The sequence below is a fragment of the Chitinophaga sp. SVR4-12A genome, assembly GCF_056754765.1.
This window is the reverse complement of sequence record NZ_JBPGWP010000001.1, coordinates 2,241,999-2,259,666: the sequence shown is the minus strand read 5'-3', so window position 1 is coordinate 2,259,666 and position 17,668 is coordinate 2,241,999. Positions and strand designations below refer to the sequence as shown.

General features: G+C 48.6%; 17 protein-coding genes. 7 read left to right on the top strand and 10 right to left on the bottom strand.

The genetic code is table 11. The annotated features are described in order from the left end of the window. Positions 1-10: 10 nt before the first annotated feature. The 4 genes from ACR9Y8_RS09120 to ACR9Y8_RS09105 all read left to right on the top strand — a co-directional run bounded on the left by ACR9Y8_RS09120 (position 11) and on the right by ACR9Y8_RS09105 (position 3,058). Positions 11-658, top strand: a complete 648-nt coding sequence (locus ACR9Y8_RS09120; protein ID WP_481212943.1) for an alpha/beta fold hydrolase — start codon at positions 11-13, stop codon at positions 656-658. A gap of 86 nt (positions 659-744) precedes the next feature. After that, entirely contained in the window at positions 745-1,917 is a 1,173-nt protein-coding gene (gene lepB / locus ACR9Y8_RS09115) for a signal peptidase I (protein ID WP_481212942.1), read from the top strand. A 95-nt stretch (positions 1,918-2,012) separates the two neighbouring features. Next, entirely contained in the window at positions 2,013-2,498 is a 486-nt protein-coding gene (cdd, locus tag ACR9Y8_RS09110) for a cytidine deaminase (RefSeq protein ID WP_481212941.1), read from the top strand. A 62-nt stretch (positions 2,499-2,560) separates the two neighbouring features. Next, on the top strand, positions 2,561-3,058 hold the full coding sequence (locus ACR9Y8_RS09105) for a tetratricopeptide repeat protein (RefSeq protein ID WP_481212940.1): 498 nt from the start codon (positions 2,561-2,563) through the stop codon (positions 3,056-3,058). 71 nt (positions 3,059-3,129) lie between these two features. Here ACR9Y8_RS09105 and argS read toward each other — a convergent pair whose 3' ends face one another. The 3 genes from argS to ACR9Y8_RS09090 form a co-directional block, all read right to left on the bottom strand. Further along, positions 3,130-5,061: an arginine--tRNA ligase gene (argS, locus tag ACR9Y8_RS09100; protein WP_481212939.1), complete on the bottom strand. Its 1,932-nt coding sequence runs from the start codon at positions 5,059-5,061 to the stop codon at positions 3,130-3,132. A gap of 127 nt (positions 5,062-5,188) precedes the next feature. Beyond that, entirely contained in the window at positions 5,189-5,752 is a 564-nt protein-coding gene (locus ACR9Y8_RS09095; protein ID WP_481212938.1) for a porin family protein, read from the bottom strand. Between the two features lie 267 nt (positions 5,753-6,019). Further along, complete coding sequence (locus ACR9Y8_RS09090; protein WP_481212937.1) at positions 6,020-7,369, bottom strand: OmpA family protein; 1,350 nt, start codon at positions 7,367-7,369, stop codon at positions 6,020-6,022. Positions 7,370-7,562: 193 nt separating this feature from the next. Between ACR9Y8_RS09090 and dnaK the strand changes: the two genes are divergently transcribed. Both dnaK and ACR9Y8_RS09080 read left to right on the top strand, forming a co-directional pair. Continuing rightward, on the top strand, positions 7,563-9,476 hold the full coding sequence (gene dnaK, locus ACR9Y8_RS09085; protein WP_481212936.1) for a molecular chaperone DnaK: 1,914 nt from the start codon (positions 7,563-7,565) through the stop codon (positions 9,474-9,476). A gap of 88 nt (positions 9,477-9,564) precedes the next feature. Then, the gene (locus ACR9Y8_RS09080; RefSeq protein WP_481212935.1) at positions 9,565-10,581 is read left to right on the top strand and encodes a dipeptide epimerase; all 1,017 of its coding nucleotides are present in this window, start codon (positions 9,565-9,567) and stop codon (positions 10,579-10,581) included. Positions 10,582-10,653: 72 nt separating this feature from the next. On the opposite strand, the gene ACR9Y8_RS09075 is transcribed toward ACR9Y8_RS09080, so the two are convergent. Beyond that, complete coding sequence (locus ACR9Y8_RS09075) at positions 10,654-10,923, bottom strand: hypothetical protein (protein ID WP_481212934.1); 270 nt, start codon at positions 10,921-10,923, stop codon at positions 10,654-10,656. A gap of 117 nt (positions 10,924-11,040) precedes the next feature. Here ACR9Y8_RS09075 and ACR9Y8_RS09070 point away from each other — a divergent pair, with 117 nt between their 5' ends. Continuing rightward, entirely contained in the window at positions 11,041-12,306 is a 1,266-nt protein-coding gene (locus tag ACR9Y8_RS09070; RefSeq protein ID WP_481212933.1) for a DUF6807 domain-containing protein, read from the top strand. 6 nt (positions 12,307-12,312) lie between these two features. On the opposite strand, the gene ACR9Y8_RS09065 is transcribed toward ACR9Y8_RS09070, so the two are convergent. The 6 genes from ACR9Y8_RS09065 to tssD form a co-directional block, all read right to left on the bottom strand. Further along, the gene (locus ACR9Y8_RS09065) at positions 12,313-12,582 is read right to left on the bottom strand and encodes a hypothetical protein (RefSeq protein ID WP_481212932.1); all 270 of its coding nucleotides are present in this window, start codon (positions 12,580-12,582) and stop codon (positions 12,313-12,315) included. 104 nt (positions 12,583-12,686) lie between these two features. Further along, a complete protein-coding gene (locus ACR9Y8_RS09060) occupies positions 12,687-13,316 on the bottom strand; it encodes a redoxin domain-containing protein (RefSeq protein ID WP_481212931.1) in 630 nt (209 codons plus the stop codon). Positions 13,317-13,454: 138 nt separating this feature from the next. Then, the gene (locus ACR9Y8_RS09055) at positions 13,455-14,822 is read right to left on the bottom strand and encodes a hypothetical protein (protein WP_481212930.1); all 1,368 of its coding nucleotides are present in this window, start codon (positions 14,820-14,822) and stop codon (positions 13,455-13,457) included. Position 14,823: 1 nt separating this feature from the next. Then, positions 14,824-16,647 carry a type VI secretion system Vgr family protein gene (locus ACR9Y8_RS09050; RefSeq protein ID WP_481212929.1) on the bottom strand — a complete coding sequence of 608 codons (1,824 nt, stop codon included), beginning with the start codon at positions 16,645-16,647 and terminating at the stop codon, positions 14,824-14,826. Then, on the bottom strand, positions 16,623-17,039 hold the full coding sequence (locus ACR9Y8_RS09045) for a hypothetical protein (RefSeq protein ID WP_481212928.1): 417 nt from the start codon (positions 17,037-17,039) through the stop codon (positions 16,623-16,625). The genes ACR9Y8_RS09050 and ACR9Y8_RS09045 overlap by 25 nt, the downstream gene beginning before the upstream one ends. Before the next feature lie 3 nt (positions 17,040-17,042). Beyond that, positions 17,043-17,432: a type VI secretion system tube protein TssD gene (gene tssD, locus ACR9Y8_RS09040; protein ID WP_481212927.1), complete on the bottom strand. Its 390-nt coding sequence runs from the start codon at positions 17,430-17,432 to the stop codon at positions 17,043-17,045. Positions 17,433-17,668: the final 236 nt, after the last annotated feature.

Here is a 17,668-nt window from a genome sequence, read left to right as displayed (position 1 = left end):
CCGCATTATTATGACAAAGCACTTATATCTGATCAGTGGTATGGGCGCGGATGAGCGCATCTTCCGTCGCCTGCAGTTCCCCGCCTCGTACACGGTGCACTACCTGCCCTGGTTAGACCCCCTGCCCGATGAATCCTTCAGCAACTACGCAGCCAGGATGGCCCAAGGTATTACTGCAGAAGGAGAGGTTACTTTGCTGGGAATGTCCTTCGGTGGGATGATCAGCGTGGAAATCGCCCGGCAAAGACCTATCAGGAAGAACATCCTGATCAGTACCATCAAACACACCTGTGAACGTCCTCCCTATTTTAACTGGGTAAGGAGGCTGCGCCTGCATCACCTGCCAGACCAGCTGGTATTCAGGCAGCGCTACCCCGTGGTCAGGCATTTCATGGGCGTAAAATCGCCGGAGGAAGAAGAGCTGCTGCGCGACTATCTCCGGAAACAGGACTATACTTACCTTCGCTGGGCCATCAATACGGTTATACAATGGGAAAATGAATTCATCCCAACGTCCTTCGTACATATCAACGGTGCGAAAGACCTTACCTTCCCGGTAAAATTTGTACAACCTACCCATATTATACCCGGCGGCGGACATTTTATGGTCATGAACCGGGCAGACGAGATCAACAGGATCCTCAGCGAGGAACTTTAAGAAAACTTTTGCACGGAAAGTTAGTTGGCTACCAACAGAATATTATATTTGTTCTTTTAACATATTATTAAACCAAGTACTGATCAATGAATCTGGCATTTTGGAGGCGCAACAATGACGGTCAACCCAGGAAGAGGAAATCCGCCGTGCGCGAATGGTTGGATGCGGCCATTTTTGCTATCATCGCAGCCACGTTAATACGTACGTTCATTTTTGAAGCGTATACCATTCCAACCCCTTCCATGGAAAAAACGCTCCTGGTAAATGACTTCCTCTTTGTGAGCAAGATCAGTTACGGCCCGCGCATCCCCAATACGCCGCTGGCAGTGCCTTTTACCCACCATACCCTGCCCGGTACCAAATACACCAAAGCTTATTCTGAAGCAGTGCACTGGCCTTACAAACGCCTGCCCGGCTTTACAGATATCAAACGCAACGATGTGGTGGTGTTCAACTTCCCCGAAGGAGACACCGTTGCACTGGAACAGCAGGATCAAAGCTATTACGGACTGGTACGCAGCCTTGGCCGCGACGCCGTATGGGAATCCTATCATGTTACTTCGCGCCCGGTAGATAAACGGGAGAACTATATTAAACGCTGCGTGGCGGAAGCCGGTGATACCCTTTCCATCAAGGATGGCGTGGTGTTCATCAACGGCAGACAGGCGCCCATACCGCCCGAAAGCGAAAGAAGGTATATGGTGCAGACCAACGGCGATCCCCTGAATCCCGAACGCCTGGATGAACTGGATGTAACACCCAACCCGGATGCCACCCTCTCAGCAGGCCTGTTCCTGTACAACCTCACGCCCGGTAATGTGTCTGCCCTGAAGAATTTCCCGGTGGTAAAAAGCATCAAACCGTATTTCAGTGGCGAACAGTCGGTATTCCCCTATGATACTGCACATTATCACTGGACAGAAGAGAACTTTGGCCCCCTCTATATTCCTAAAAAAGGCGCTACTGTTAAGCTGGATAGCAGCAACATTGCCATCTACGACCGCGTTATCCGTGTGTACGAAGGCAATACCCTGGAATCAAAGAACGGCCAGTTCTATATCAACAACAAACCGGCTGATTCCTACACATTTAAAATGAACTACTACTGGATGATGGGTGACAACCGTAATAACTCACTCGATTCCCGCTACTGGGGCTTTGTTCCCGAAGATCATGTGGTGGGTAAAGCCTGGCTGATCTGGATGAGCTACGGAAACGGTAGCATCCGCTGGAGCCGCCTGTTCAGAACAATTAAATAGCATTTTCCTCCATACACAAATTTGCTGATGTCCTGCGCCTGTTGAAGGGGCAGGACATTTTAAATTTCGCAACCCTCAGTTAAAAGCAACCATATATGAAAAAACAGCAGCAGTCTTTTGAATACCTGAGTTATGATGATATTTCCGAACTGGAAGAAAGCGACAGATCTCTGCTGCAGGCTGCCAGGAAAGTAACAGAGCAGGCCTATGCGCCTTATTCCAATTTCCGCGTTGGCGCAGTGATGCAACTGGCCAATGGCCAGACCGTGAACGGTACCAACCAGGAGAACGCTTCTTTCCCCGTAGGGATCTGTGCAGAAAGAACAGCGCTGTCAGCAGCGTCTTCGGTGTACCCCGGCGTACCGATACAAACCATTGCCATCAGCTATCATAACCTGGAAGGCAGCAGCAGCCATCCGATCTCTCCCTGCGGCATCTGTCGCCAGACCCTTGCAGAATACGAGCAGCGGCAGCAACAGCCCATCCGCCTGATCATGGGAGGCCAGAGTGGAAAAGTGTACGTGCTGCCCACCGCCATCTCACTCTTACCGCTGTCCTTCTCCGCAAAGGACATGGACTAGCAGATATAGAAGAAAAAGTATATATTTGTACTGTGAATTAACCCAGCTATTACAACAAGAGTATGATCCGTATCCTGTGCCTGCTTTTATTAGCAGCAGCCTTGGCACAACCTGTCCTGGCGCATCCGAAAGACAAAGCCAAAGCCCTTTATAAAGAAGGTGTGGCGCTCAAACGTTCCGGCAAGCTGGACGCCGCACTGAAGTGCTTCCATGCCGCCATCCTGCAAGACAAAGCTTACACAGCCGCCTATCTTGAATTAGGCCAGGTGTACGCCCTGATGGAGAACTATCGCTTAAGCATATACTATTATCAGCGCCTGCTCAAATCAGGCGGAACAGAAAGTACCACCCCGGAAGATCTCCAGGTGATACATAATCTCGGTCATACTTATTATTACGAAGGAAATTATAAAGCCGCAGTGGCTTTGTGGACCAAGCTCTTATCCCTGCAACCGCAGAATTACTTTGCCATGTTCATGCTCGGAAAATCGTATATCGGTTCCGGTGACCTGGCAAAAGGTGAGCAGCTGTGTGATAAGGCAGTGGAAAATAGTCTTTAGTCGTAAGTCTATAGTCGTAAGTGAATCCGGCTTTAATTACTTACGACTTACGACTAATGACTTACAACTAATTACATTCTTTCCGGTACATCAATACCCAGCAATTTCATGCTCTGCGCAATGGTATGCGCCGTCAGCGTGATCAGCTGTAAACGCAGGTTTCTCTTCTCTTCAGATTCCGCATTTACAATAGAGTAAGTATATACCCCATTCACTTTTTCCGCATAAAAAGAGTTGAACTGCTGAGCCAGATGGAAGGCATAGTTCGCGATAGCCGACGGGCTCATTTCTTTTTCTGCATCTTCCAGCACTTCTCCAAACTGTTCATTCAGCACGATCAGTGCCTTCTCCATTGGCAGTAAACTGTCATTATGCCGGTAAGTGTCCAAATGACTGGTATCTGTCACGCCAGACTCCCTTAAAATAGACTTGATACGGGCGTGTGCATATTGAATGAAGGGACCGGTAAATCCATGGAAGTCGATCGATTCTTCCGGGTTGAAGATCATTCTCTTTTTGGGGTCTACCCGCAGCAGGAAGAATTTCATAGCGCCCAGGCCTATCATTTCGTAGAGGCGTTGCAGTTCATCATCGCTGAAGTCCTTCAGCTTACCGGATTCCTTGGTATGCTGCGCAGCGGTATTCACCATTTCATCTATCATATCATCTGCATCCACTACAGTGCCTTCCCTGCTTTTCATCCTGCCATGGGGCAGCTCCACCATGCCGTAGGAGAGGTGGTAAATACCAGGTGCGGCGGGCTCTTCCAGCTTTTGCAGGATCAGTTGCAGCACCTTAAAATGGTAGTTCTGTTCGTCGGCCACCACGTAGATGCTCTGGTCCATGTGATAGTCATCAAACTTGAGCCTTGCCGTGCCCAGGTCCTGGGTCATGTATACGGAGGTGCCGTCGCCACGCAGCAGCAGCTTCTGGTCCAGGCCGTCGCCAGTAAGGTCTATCCACACAGAATTGTCCTCCTTGCGGAACAAAACGCCTTTGCGTAAGCCGTCTTCTACCAGGTCTTTACCCAGCAGGTAGGTTTCGCTTTCATAGTATATTTTGTCAAAGTCGATGCCCAGTCTTTTGTAGGTGGTCTCAAAGCCTTCATATACCCAGCCGTTCATGGTGGCCCACAGCGCCCTTACCTCGGGATTGCCGGCTTCCCATTGTTGCAGCATGATCTTGGCCTGCTGCATGATCTCTGTTTTGTTGCGCGCCAGTTCCTTGATCTCATCGGTGATCTTGGCAGACTTTTCCTTGTCCTGTTGGATCTCCGGCTTATGCAGCAGGGGAACGAGCTTTTCTACTCTTTCCCTTTCGGCGCCTTCAAAGTCCCGCAGGTCATTTTCCAGGGCCCTGGCTATAATGGGTTCTGCCTGCTCTCTCAGCAGGGTTTCGAATTTTACATAATAGTCGCCTACCAGGTGGTCTCCCTTGATCCCGGTGGATGCAGGGGTATCTCCATGGGCAAACAGCTGCCAGGCCAGCATGGATTTACAAATATGGATGCCCCGGTCGTTCACCAGGTTGGTCTTTACCACTTCATATCCGTTGGCCTTCAGTATCTCGGCAATGGAATAGCCCAGGAAATTGTTGCGCAGGTGGCCCAGGTGCAGGGGTTTGTTGGTATTGGGAGAGGAATATTCCACCATCACCTTTTTTCCGTTGGCAGGCTTGCGGCCGCTGTGCGGATCATTAAAATGCGCCTGCAGGTAGCCGGTCCAGTAAGCATTGCTGATGCTCAGGTTCAGGAAGCCTTTTACCACATTAAAGCCGGAAATAAGCTCAGGGAAATGGGCTACAAGATAGTTGCCCAGGTTACTGCCTGTTTCCTCCGGCTTTTGGCGACTGAATTTTGTAAAGGGAAATACAACGATGGTATACTCCCCTTCAAATTCCGGTTTGGTAACGTTAATGGCAATATCGGATAGGGAAACTTCCTGGCTATAAAGCGATTTAATAGCGGTAACTGCTGCTGATCTGATGGTTTGTACAACACTCATGTGGAAAACTGTTAATGCAAAGTAGCAGCAAAGGTAAAGCTTCCAAATAGCAAATCCCAAATCCCAAACGATCGTCGCGAAAAACTCCGCCGTTTGGAATTTGGGATTTGACCTGGAATCAGCTTAATTATTTACCACCAAAGGTATAAGACGCGCCTACCTGGAAGACAGAGTTCCTGGGATCTGAAGCACCGTCGATCAAATCAGTAAAGCCGAAGTTGTAACGCGCATAAACGCCTACACCGATCGGAAATTTGTAGCCTGCACCGATGGCGCTGCCCAGATCAACTGTTTTAAAGCCGTCAACATCAATGCTGGTGCCTCCTCTTTTTGCCTTTGAGCTAACCAGGAAGCCCACTTGAGGACCTGCTTCTACGTAAAATTCCGGCACGAAATAATACTGGAGCAATACAGGAATGTTGATATAGCTCAACGCATATTTAAGATCATCTCCGGGAAGATCCACCTTAGCGCCCTGACCAGAGAACAACAGTTCCGGCTGGATGGCCCAGGTTTTTTTGAATTTGAAATTAGCGAAACCGCCAATATGACCTGAAATTTTGCTACTGGCGTTAAGGTCTGTCATAGAGGCTACGTTCAAACCTGCTTTTACGCCAAAACTAATGTCCTGTGCCTGAGCTGCAAAGATGGCACCTACGGCAACCATCACTGTTAGGAATAATTTTTTCATAATATGTAGATGTATTGGACTCAGCAGGTGCAAATAATATGCCGAATTATAATATATGGAAATTTTGATACAGTTTCCCTTTGTCTGGTGGAGAAAAAAGGGCACTCCTGACAGGAGTGCCCCTTTATATACATGTACGTGGTTTCCTCGTCTTTCCCTGGTCAACTCTTAGTCTTTTCTTAGGGAGAGCTTAGTGAAACCTTAGTAAACCCTACACTAAAAGCGCATACAAGCTTAGGTAAAAGCGCATGCAAGCTTAGTAAAAGCTTAGTAGAGCGTAAACTCGACCCTCCGGTTCTTCTGTCGCCCGGCCGCTGTCTTATTGCTGGCTATAGGCTGGGTTTCTCCATAACCGGTCGCCTCTATCCTGGACGGATTGGCGCCCTGGCTAACCAGGTACTGCTTCACAGATTCAGCCCTGTCTTTTGACAGGCGCATATTGTTATCGTCTTTGCCCACATTATCCGTATGCCCGGCTAGTTTCAGGCTGAAATTTTTGTTTTTCAGCAGCTCTGCCACCCGGTTCAGGGAAGGGAAGGAGCTGGGCTTGATGCTGGCTTTTCCGGTAGCGAATTCCAGGTTCTGGATGGCCTCACGCACCAGCCGCCGGTCTTCTTCCGTTACCTGTTGCACAACGGTCTTGGGAGGAGTAGTATCCCTCGGCAGGTCACAGCCTCCGCCATCCACTTTAACACCCTGCGCCGTACCCGGGCATTTATCGAAGAAGTCAGATACCCCGTCGCCATCGGTATCTTTTAGCACCTTGTCCATATCGGCGCTCAGACGGGCGTTGGTGCTGCGGGTGCTTTCCAGCTCCTGTTGCAGGGCTGTCTTTTGCGCTGCCAGCTCATCATACATTACCTTGGCAGGATTGTGCCAGGCCAGCTGACGTTTATTGCTGGGCCCCAGGCTGAATTCCAGGCCTGCATAACCGTAGGAGTATTTGTCATGACTACTGCCATAGTAATAGCCATCCAGATTATCCCCATCCAGGAAATGCATGGTATAACCCAGGTCAAGGTTCACCAGTTCTGACAGTTTGAACTTAAGACCCGCGCCCACGGGAATGATAAGTTCCTTAATGGTGCCGTCTGGCTTATAATCTATCTTGGTACTGCCGGTTTGCAGCTCAGGATTATAACCGGCCAGACCTGCCCCGGCTGAAACATAGATTTGTACAAAGTTCTGCTTGTACAGCCAGTTAATGGTAGCTACATTTACTACGGCGCTGAGGCTGGCAGACCATTTCAGCTTTGTTTCATACGAATCAAATCTTCGGGCCGGTTTTTGGTCATTGCCAAACTCTTTCGAATTGTCAGCCTTTAATTTGCCGCCGATATAATCTGCTCTGATGCCCAGGGCATGGAGCATTTGCCATTTTACATAAGCGCCGTAACCAGCTGAGGCTTTCCACTTAGTGAAATCATTTTGCCCGCCGATCGGCGCTACAGGTGTCAGTAATCCCCCGTTTACGCCTATGGACCAGGTCTTGAAGTCCTTGGGGCCGTTAAAAATACCCGGTGAAGCGCTGCTACTGTTTGATGTTTGGGCTGAAGTGCTCAGGGGCGCTGCGAGGGCCAGCGTGCCGGTAGCCCATAATAGGAAGGTTTTTTTCATGAACTTAAAGGTTAAGTTACCAATACGGTTATCCGCCCACATGGGCAGAGGATGATTCTGTTATCGATAACAAATAATAGCAGTCCTGGTTCATGAAACTGACATATTTGCATAAATTTTTGCTTGGCATAATCATTGACAAATCATTAGCAAATACTCGAGAATCTACAACTAAAGGAGAATCTTAATTACTATGGGAAAAATAATAGGTATAGACTTAGGTACTACCAACTCATGTGTGGCCGTAATGGAAGGCAACGAGCCGGTAGTAATTGCCAACGATGAGGGCCGCCGTACGACCCCTTCCGTAGTGGCATTCTTAAAGAATGGAGAAAGAAAGGTAGGCGATCCGGCAAAACGCCAGGCTATCACCAACCCTATCAACACCATCATGTCAGTGAAGCGTTTCATGGGCCGCCGCTATGATGAGCTGAGCAATGAAATACCCCACTGGAGCTACAAAGTGGCTAAAGGAGATAACAACACCACCCGTATAGATATAGATGGCAGGCTGTATACGCCGCAGGAGATCTCTGCCATGATCCTTCAGAAAATGAAGAAAACAGCAGAAGATTACCTGGGCCAGGAAGTGAATGAAGCCGTGATCACGGTACCCGCTTACTTTAATGATGCACAGCGCCAGGCAACCAAAGAAGCCGGTGAGATCGCCGGTCTGAATGTGCGCCGTATCATTAACGAGCCTACCGCAGCTGCACTGGCTTACGGATTGGATAAAAAGCATCATGACAGCAAGATCGCCGTATTCGACCTCGGTGGTGGTACCTTCGATATCTCTATCCTCGAACTGGGTGATGGCGTGTTTGAAGTGAAATCTACCAACGGTGATACCCACCTGGGTGGTGACGACTTCGATAAGGTGATCATGGACTGGCTGGCAGATGAGTTCAAAAAGGACGAAGCTGTTGACCTCCATAAAGACCCGATGGCATGGCAGCGTCTGAAAGAAGCCGCTGAAAAAGCCAAGATCGAGCTTTCTTCTTCCTCCGAAACAGAGATCAATCTGCCTTATATCACCGCAGTGGATGGCGTACCCAAACACCTGGTGAAAAAGCTGACGCGCGCTAAATTTGAGCAGCTGAGCGACAGCCTGGTGGAAAGAACCCTCGAGCCCTGCCGTAAAGCCCTCCAGGACGCAGGCTTAAGCACCTCCGAGATTAACGAGGTGATCCTGGTAGGTGGTTCTACCCGTATCCCCAAGATCCAGGAAGTGGTAGAAAAGTTCTTTGGCAAGAAACCCAACAGGGGCGTAAACCCCGATGAAGTAGTGGCCATCGGCGCCGCTATCCAGGGTGGTGTACTGACCGGTGAAGTAAAAGACGTACTGCTGCTGGATGTAACACCTCTTTCACTGGGTATCGAAACAATGGGTGGTGTGTTCACCAAGCTGATAGAAGCAAATACCACCATTCCTACCAAGAAATCTGAAACATTCTCTACCGCCGCTGATAACCAGCCCAGCGTAGAAATACATGTGCTGCAGGGTGAAAGGCCCCTGGCTTCTCAGAACCGTTCCCTCGGCCGCTTCATGCTGGGAGACATTCCGCCGGCGCCCCGCGGTATTCCGCAGATCGAAGTAATCTTCGACATCGATGCCAACGGTATCCTGCACGTAACAGCGAAGGATAAAGGCACCGGTAAGACCCAGAACATCCGTATCGAAGCGGGTAGCGGTCTTAACAAAGACGAGATAGAAAAGATGAAGGCAGAAGCCAAGGCTAACGAAGCTGCAGATAAGGAACAACGCGAAAAGATAGAAAAGGTGAACCAGGCAGACAGCCTCGTATTCCAGACAGAAAAACAGCTGAAGGAATATGGCGACAAACTCTCTGCCGACAAGAAAGCCACTATCGAAACTGCACTCAACAAATTGAAAGAAGCACATAAAGCACAGGACGTTGCCCAGATCGATGCTGGTGTAGCAGAACTGAACGCTGCCTGGACCGCTGCATCTGAAGAGATGTACAAAGCAACCCAGGGCGCTGCTCAACCCAATGGCGAACAGGCACAAGGCCAGCCTCAGGGACAGGGTAGTGGTAACGCAGGCGAAGGTGGAGTAACCGACGCAGAGTTCGAAGAAGTGAAGTAAAAAATAAGAAGTAAAAAATAGAAAAAGGGCGCGGATGATCTTCGCGTCCTTTTTTTATTTTTTCTTTTTAATTTTTTACTTTGTTAACATGGAATTAGTACTATACCCTTTTGAACTCAAATTCAGGCACACCTTTACAATCTCCCGCAAGTCAAAGGACGTACAGCCTTTACTGGTAGCAGAACTTCGGCAGAACGGTTATAGCGGCCTGGGCGAAACTGCGGATAACTCCTACTATAACATGACCGTGCCCCGGCTCATGGAAGCCATTAATCAACACCGCAGCACAATAGAAGCCTATACGCTGGATACCCCGGAAGCCTTCTGGGAAAAACTGTATCCCTTACTGGCAGATAATATGTTTGCCCTCTGCGCACTCGACCTCGCCGCACACGACCTCTACGCGAAAATGCAGGGAAAGAAGCTCTATGAAGTATGGGGCCTTGATATCAGCCATAACCCCCTTACAGACTACACCATCGGCATAGACACCATCGACAATATGGTGAAAAAGCTCAAAGAATTTCCCTGGCCCATCTATAAGATAAAACTGGGCACGCGCGATGATATTGCTATTATCAAAGAGCTGCGCCAGCATACCGCCGCCATATTCCGCGTAGACGCCAACTGCGCCTGGGGCGTAGATGAAACCCTGCGCAATGCCGCTGCCTTCCGCGAACTGGGCGTAGAGTTCATCGAACAGCCGATGCCTGCCGCCGACTGGGAAGGCATGAAACAGCTGCATGAACGCTCAGCCCTGCCCCTGATAGCCGATGAAAGCTGTATTGTGGAAGCAGATGTTGAGCGTTGTTACGGCTATTTTCACGGCATTAATATCAAGCTGACCAAATGTGGCGGCATTACGCCCGCCCGCAGAATGATCGCCGCTGCAAAGCGTTTAGGGATGAAAGTGATGACCGGCAGCATGAATGAAAGTACCGTAGGTACTTCCGCAGTAGCGCACCTGCTGCCTTACCTGGACTATGTAGATATGGATGGGCCGCTGCTGCTTGCAGAAGACACTTCAGATGGCGTTAAGATCGTGGATGGGCGTATTATTTATGCTGACAGGCCAGGCACCGGCGCCGTTTTAATTAATAATTAATAGCGAATAATTAATAGTCTTAAAACAAGCATCAGGCAGTATACTTGAATAGCCATTATTATTAATTATTCATTATTCATTGTTAATTACAAACTGTTGTGCCAGGAACACCTCGTTCTTCAACTGTCCTGTAGCCGTGATCACCTTTCCTAATAAGGCCTGCAGGGGATTATTCCCGTCAGCAGGCAGGTGGGCCGGCCGTATCAGGTAAGCTGCCTTTTCAGTAACCAGGTAAATACCGCTGAAACTACGTTTGGTATTGGCATAAAAGGTCCGTAATTCCAGCTTTCCTGTTAATTCAAGGTACTCCGGTGAATGTTTGCTATGATGCAGTGCTTTCATGGGTTACTATCCTAAGTTACGCTATTTTATGCTTGCATAGCCGCCCCGGATTGCCTATTTTTAAAGGACTTCGTATTTAGAACCCGGCTTAGCCTGAAAAAGATAAAATATCCACGGATGAAAAAACTATTTGTCAGCACATTACTGCTCCTCAATTTCCTTTTTGTTGATATGCTTACAACCCATGCGCAGCGATTGGCCCGTATAGTAGTGGAGGCCGGTGCTTTTAAAAGAGAGAACACCCCCATATCTTTTGCCCTGGAAGGACTAACGGCTCTGCCGGATTCGGCCTTTACGCTGGTAGAGATAAAAGGCTCGCAGCGTATCAACGTGCCCTTCCAGGTAGAACAGGGTTACACCCGCAGGCTGTGGTGGATCCTCTCCGGTGTTACCGCAGCCGGAACACAAAGAACTTTTGAACTGGTACAGGCTGATAATAACACCCGCACGGATGCTTCCCTGATCCAGGCGGCAGATAAACAAGGCACCCTGGTACTACAGGAAGGCAACCAGCCTATTCTGCAATACAACTATGCCACGGTATACCCGCCCGCAGGTATAGACAGCGCATATAAACGCAGCGGCTTTATACACCCTTTATGGGCGCCTAACGGCGCCGTGTTGACCAATATTCACCCCAAAGATCACTGGCACCATGTGGGCATCTGGAATCCCTGGACACATACGGAGTTTGAAGGCCGCGAAATAGACTTCTGGAACCTGTATAAAAAAGAAGGCACGGTACGGTTTACCGGCTTTCTCTCTAAGAACGAAGGCCCGGTATGGGGAGGCTTTAAAGCCTTGCAGGAACATGTGGTACTGAATGGCCAGGCGCCGGAGAAGGTAGCCGTGAACGAAGTGTGGGACGTACGTGCGTATCCCGCACAGGCAAACGGCGCCCGCCGTTTGTGGGACTTCACCTCTACCTTAAGCTGTGCAGGCAACAGTCCCTTGCTCCTGCTGCAATACCGCTACGGTGGGGGCTTCGGCTTCAGGGCTACTACAGAATGGACAACCGCCACCAGCCAGGTGCTAACTTCCGAAGGGCGCACCCGCAAGGATGCCGACAGTACCCGCGCCCGCTGGATAAAGGTTACCGGCCAAACAGGCAAAGGCCGTGCAGGCATGCTGGTATTATGTTACCCGGAAAATTTTGATGCACCCGAACCAGTAAGGGTATGGGGTGAAAATATGGAGAGGGGAGAGCTGTTCATCAATTTCAGCCCTACTAAAATGAAGCCCTGGTTGCTTACTTACGGTAAGGAGTATACGCTTAAATATCGCATACTGGTATATAACAACGATATCACACCAGCAGAGGCAGACGCGCTATGGAATGATCTGGCCCACCCGCCGGTAGTACAAATAGCCGGAGCACGTTAATGCATCTTATTTCTTCAGCAGCTTATAATACCTGATGGCGTAGTAAACACCTGTAAGGCCCATCAGGATGAATACTGCGATGATGCCCCATTTGCCGGTCAGCCGGTAAATAGGCCGCTCAATACGGCTCAGTCGCAGATCTGCTGCGACGCCGGAGAACTGTAAATAGCGGAATACGGCAAATCCAAAGCCAACGATTGCAACAGCCACAGACAATATCACCTGGCTCCAGGATGCGGTGTCGGAGTTCTTTTCAGGATGGTGAGGGTTATTCATAGAACTATGAGTTACTAAAATATAAAAGCAAAAGTAAAAAAGAAAAAAGCACGGAGATCATCCGCGCCTTCTTTTGCTTTTTTACTTTTGCTTTTTTACTTTTTTTAGGCTGCTTTCCCCCGCTGTGAAGCAGCATCGTAAACGGCAGACAGAAGTTCACGCGGCGGTATACGCTTTTCAAAATAATGGTCCACCTGGTCAAATACGATCTTACCTGAAGGGTCCAGCACATATACAGCGGGAACAGGGACATCTGCATTAATGCCTGATATCCTGTCCCAGATAGGATCTGAAGAAGAATAGATGCCAAATTGGGTAGCGATCTTATGCTGCCTGTCCCATACGGTGCTGAAAGGCGCCGCTTGTTTTTGCGTAAGTGAACCAAACCCGCTGCTGTCCTCATCGCTGATCACCAGCAGTTCACCGCCCATAATACGGATATCAGCATACAGCGAGTACAGGTCCTGTAAAAGCCTTTCTGCATAACCATTCCAGTGCAGTGATATGAATGCCACCACCAGCGGGCGGGATACCAGGCTGCGGATATCAGTCTGATCACCGGCGTCTTGCAGCAATGTGGTAGTGCTGATAAACTGCGTGCGCGGCAGGCTGGCTTCCGGTATAACATTACCCGTACTCAGCGGGGCTATTTTGTTGCGCTTGAATGTCGGGGCATTGAACCGGTCCGCTACAGGAAGAGGCAGGTAATCCGCATATCTGTGAAGGTTAGACATAAGCTTTCTTTTTGGATGTTGGTTTTTGATGAGGCAAATATCGGGGGAATTATAACAACTACCAATAGTCTATAGAAATAGTAGGAATATATTTTACTAAAGCACTGTTTTTCAATATTATATTTTCCAAAAAAAATTTCAGGCTTCCTCCATTGTCTGGGGTGGCATCATTAATGGAGCACGTGTTTTGCGGATACGGTCCACCTCTTCTTTCCAGTTTTCGCCGAAAAGCCGGCTCATTTTTTCATCTATATGATTGATCCTGTCCTGGATCTTTTTGGAGTGTACATAGTCGTAGTAGTCACGTAACAGGTAAATGTATACGGAAGTGCTGATCTCCTCATCCTGCAGGTTCAGGCCAGACAGGTAGGCTTCTTCCAGTACGGTATAATAGCGGCCTGCATCTTTGCGCCTGCATAGCTCTGCTGCCTGGTACCACCCGTTCATTGCCTGTTGGTTGAACTGGTGTTCCTGCGCCATCCGGGCCTGTTTAATGAACCATTCAATGGCATCGTTAAAATTCCTGCGCAGCTGTGCATAGGCGCCATGATAGCCGTAGAACTGGATCAGGAGCGGCAGGCAGGCCTTATCGCCCTGCTGTGCGCCTTGTTTGGCGATACGCATGCCACGGTCCAGCAGCTGGGGTAACAGCGGGTCTTTTTTGAAATAGAAGAGCATACCCGCATACATGATGTGGGTGGTAGCAAATAAACCTTTGTTCCCGCTTCTTTGCGTATAATCAAGGGCTTTTTGTCCCCATTCGTGTAAGAGCTTCAGGTCTTTTGCCTGCAGGGCCTTACCCATTTCAAACAGGCATTTGCGTAAAGCGATTTCCGGGTCATTTGGATTACCGCTTTGGGCCAGTTTCTGAATAGCTTTGTGCAGCTCGAGGGGTACATGCATGGAATGCAGTTGCCCGGGAAATTGCCGTTCGTGTATGGCCAGTTGCTCATTACCTACATGGTCAAATACCAGCAGCTTTACGCCTGCAGGTATGCCTTTTTTCAGCAGGGTGATCAGCCATTGCTTCATATGCCGCTGATCACTGACCAGGCGCGGTAGCAATACAAGCACCAGTTCCTTGTTGTCCTGTGGCAATGCCTGCCGGAAATCGTCCAGCATACGCAGGAGTGTAGTGTCCAGCGGCTCGCCTTTGTTGTTGGCAAGCGCCTGGCGGTATACCTGTGGGTTCCATTGAAAAGAGATGTTCTTTTGCTTCAGGTCCTCCATCAGCTTCTCGCTGTTATCGTAGGTTTCCAGCCAGTCTTTTATGATGGCAGCACTGAAAGTATCCTCATCTTCAAAAGCCGTCAGGTGTGTAACAAATACTTCCGGCAGCTGGCCAAATGCAGAAGATTCCAGTTTGCAGAATCCCTCGTATACACGTGCTTCTTCCGGTTTGATGATCATCCGTACTACACGCTGCTGGGGTTGTGCGCTTACTTCCTTTAACCAGGCCCGCTGGATCTTATTCAATTCAAGCGCTATCGGATTATGTTCGTTCATTTTAACAGTTAAGGTTCAAAGCTCCTCCTATAATATCGGTCGCCGTGCTGCCCGTCATCTTTACATTGGTACCGCTGAAATCCATTTTAGTGCTGCCAATGCCTTCACAATGGTCGGCTTGAAATTTGAAATTGGCTTGGCAATACAGTTCATGCAGGGTATCGGCGGTATGTTTGATCTTGTCTGCAGCAGATTCGATCTTGTTGTTTACATTGTCTACCGTTATTTGCGCGGGGCCCTCTCCAATGACCACTTTCTCTGAACCCTTTATATGCACTTCTTTTGAAATGAACTCTATTTTATTGGGTGCGTCAACTACGATCTTGTCTTCTGTTTTCACAGTCACCAGCGTCTGTGATGATACCGTGATATTGCCTGATCCGTCCATCATCATCTGGCTGCCATTCTTGTCAGTAACGGTAATGCTGCCCGAGGCATCGTCCAGCGCAATGGTATTACCACTGCGGGTTTTGATGGCTTTCACATTATTCTGCGGATCTCCGTATCCGCTTTTGGCTTTTCCATTGAACTTGCTGCCCAATACAAAGGGCATTTCTGCATTGGCTCCTTCAAAACCCACCACTACTTCTTCTCCAACTTCCGGTACAAAGTGGAAGCCGGTGCCGCCACCTGCAGCAGGCGATGCCTGGCGTAACCAGGGGCTCATTTCCCCTTGCTGCTGCCAGAAGAATTGCACCCTTACCCGGCCCAGTTTATCCGGATCGTTATTGTCCTTAACAACAGCGCTCTGCATATCTGCTTTGGGCACATGATGAGGATTGCTATAGGGCGGCGCTTTCACGTCGCCGGGTACGCCAACAAATGAGCAGTAATAATTACCGGGTGTATCAGCATAATGTTTGGCGCTGATAACAATATAAGCAGCCTGGCTTTTATCAGATGCGATGATAATACGCTGGCCCGGGGCGACAGGTAACTGGCTTATACCGCTTACCTTTACAAAATCCGTGGCCGTCTTTTTTGTCTGCAGTTCTTTGGCGCGCTTCAATTCATCCTGGTTGTACCCATGACTGATAAAGGTCTGCTTATTGGAAGCGGCGGAAAAGATACCGTCAGATGCAGAAGCAGATATACGCATATACGCATCGCCGCCTATTTCTGCACGCTGTGCTTTTTCGGTTACAGGAGAAGCAGTGAGCGCATCATAAGAAACAAGGTTCACCCGCTGCGGGCTTACAGACGCCATGATCTTCAGGTTGTGCAGCGTTACATTATTATCCAGCTTAAGATCGCTTTTCTGTATATCGCCAATTACCAGTTTGCTGCCGTCGTAATACATCCACTCACCATAACGTGCTGCCAGGCGCGCCACGAAATCAAAGTCAGTTTCGTTGTATTGTACACAATAAGGTATCTGCTTTTTATAGGCAGGCACCATTTCTGTTTTCACCGCGCTGCCTGCATCTTTCAGGGAAGCCTGCAGAATTGCCTGCAGGTTTTTCTGGTAATAGGAAGTGCTCTGCGGCACGTCATCCAGCAAAATAGTAGGGCTTACACCGGCCACCTGGAAACCTTTGGTAGCGCCATCCTCGTCTATCACGCTTATGCTGGTGATCAGTCCCTGGAAACGGTAACTGTTAAAACTGATGGAAAGGCTTTTGCCTATATAACTTTCCACGATCTGGCGCTGATAGTTGATATCGCTGATCACGCCGCCAGGCCGCCAGAAAAAGCTAAAGTAATGATGGTTGTTAACTGCCTGCTCAAGGATCACTTCTTTGAACTCTACTGGCCCGTTATATCCCTCAATGCTGATAGCGGACTTCTGCAGGAATTTATCTATGCCGGAAGATGGTGTTTGCATAGTATTGTAATTGTAGATGGGTTAAAAATTTGTTGCTGTTTTCGCCATTGCGCTTTTATCTCCGGAATGGCTGCTGCCGTTTTTTCATCCGGAGCACTTAATGACGCTTCCACTTTGTTTGCCTGAATATCATATTTGATCAGGCCAATAGCATCGATGTTGATGTCAACAATATGGCCCTGTTGTTTTATATGGATACTGCCTGCTGCGATGATAGAAGGGGTGTAGCCCGCGTTATATAAAAATGCAGGCAGCTTCAGCCTGAACTTCGTCAGCTCCTGGTTCAACTCGATGCTTTGCACAAGTTCCCCTTCCTTTTGCCGGAAAGCATTTTCCAGGCATTGCCTGGTGAACCAGGCAATTGAATAGTGATGGTCAGTAAGGTGATGCATAAGCTACTCCCCCCAGTTCTTTACATGTGAAACGCTGCCTATTTTCATTTCCCTTGCAGAAATAACGATATGTGTTACCATAGGGCTTACGCCTGAACTATTAAAGCTTTCATGGAACTGTACGCAAACGGCATCTGAGAACTCAACGGTTCGTAAGGGGGCGTTAAAGTCATGCCGTTTGAAAGTAATGGTGCCGCCTTTTTTTTGATCAGGTGAAACCATCCATTGTACAAGATCAGTATCCTTGGATGATTCAAGTATCAGTGAAATGGATCCGCCTCTGGGCATAGCGGAAGGTTTGCCGAGGTTATCAGTAGCTTGTGAGAACCCGTAATTGCACTCCAGCACGTTCAGGGTTTGTCCGTCTATTTCTAGTTCTGCAATGAATGACATATTATGTTGGGTTTAGAATGTACAGATATCAAATTCGTGTCGGGTGATGGGTTAAGGTTTTTCCATTTTTGTACTTTTTAAACGTCGTGTAAATGGATGATGGTTCAGATACGAAAATAACTATTTTCAGAAATCCCATATTGTATTTTTTAAAGAGCACGCTCACGGGAATGACTGATTTAAGTAATTTAACAAAATAGATGTTTGCCGATTAGTTATAACATTAACGAATAAAT

Coding starts and splice junctions, on each gene's coding strand:
- ACR9Y8_RS09120 (WP_481212943.1), top strand. CDS start 11: ATGACAAAGCACTTATATCTGATCAGTGGTATGGGCGCGGATGAGCGC.
- lepB (WP_481212942.1), top strand. CDS start 745: ATGAATCTGGCATTTTGGAGGCGCAACAATGACGGTCAACCCAGGAAG.
- cdd (WP_481212941.1), top strand. CDS start 2,013: ATGAAAAAACAGCAGCAGTCTTTTGAATACCTGAGTTATGATGATATT.
- ACR9Y8_RS09105 (WP_481212940.1), top strand. CDS start 2,561: ATGATCCGTATCCTGTGCCTGCTTTTATTAGCAGCAGCCTTGGCACAA.
- argS (WP_481212939.1), bottom strand. CDS start 5,061: ATGAGTGTTGTACAAACCATCAGATCAGCAGCAGTTACCGCTATTAAA.
- ACR9Y8_RS09095 (WP_481212938.1), bottom strand. CDS start 5,752: ATGAAAAAATTATTCCTAACAGTGATGGTTGCCGTAGGTGCCATCTTT.
- ACR9Y8_RS09090 (WP_481212937.1), bottom strand. CDS start 7,369: ATGAAAAAAACCTTCCTATTATGGGCTACCGGCACGCTGGCCCTCGCA.
- dnaK (WP_481212936.1), top strand. CDS start 7,563: ATGGGAAAAATAATAGGTATAGACTTAGGTACTACCAACTCATGTGTG.
- ACR9Y8_RS09080 (WP_481212935.1), top strand. CDS start 9,565: ATGGAATTAGTACTATACCCTTTTGAACTCAAATTCAGGCACACCTTT.
- ACR9Y8_RS09075 (WP_481212934.1), bottom strand. CDS start 10,923: ATGAAAGCACTGCATCATAGCAAACATTCACCGGAGTACCTTGAATTA.
- ACR9Y8_RS09070 (WP_481212933.1), top strand. CDS start 11,041: ATGAAAAAACTATTTGTCAGCACATTACTGCTCCTCAATTTCCTTTTT.
- ACR9Y8_RS09065 (WP_481212932.1), bottom strand. CDS start 12,582: ATGAATAACCCTCACCATCCTGAAAAGAACTCCGACACCGCATCCTGG.
- ACR9Y8_RS09060 (WP_481212931.1), bottom strand. CDS start 13,316: ATGTCTAACCTTCACAGATATGCGGATTACCTGCCTCTTCCTGTAGCG.
- ACR9Y8_RS09055 (WP_481212930.1), bottom strand. CDS start 14,822: ATGAACGAACATAATCCGATAGCGCTTGAATTGAATAAGATCCAGCGG.
- ACR9Y8_RS09050 (WP_481212929.1), bottom strand. CDS start 16,647: ATGCAAACACCATCTTCCGGCATAGATAAATTCCTGCAGAAGTCCGCT.
- ACR9Y8_RS09045 (WP_481212928.1), bottom strand. CDS start 17,039: ATGCATCACCTTACTGACCATCACTATTCAATTGCCTGGTTCACCAGG.
- tssD (WP_481212927.1), bottom strand. CDS start 17,432: ATGTCATTCATTGCAGAACTAGAAATAGACGGACAAACCCTGAACGTG.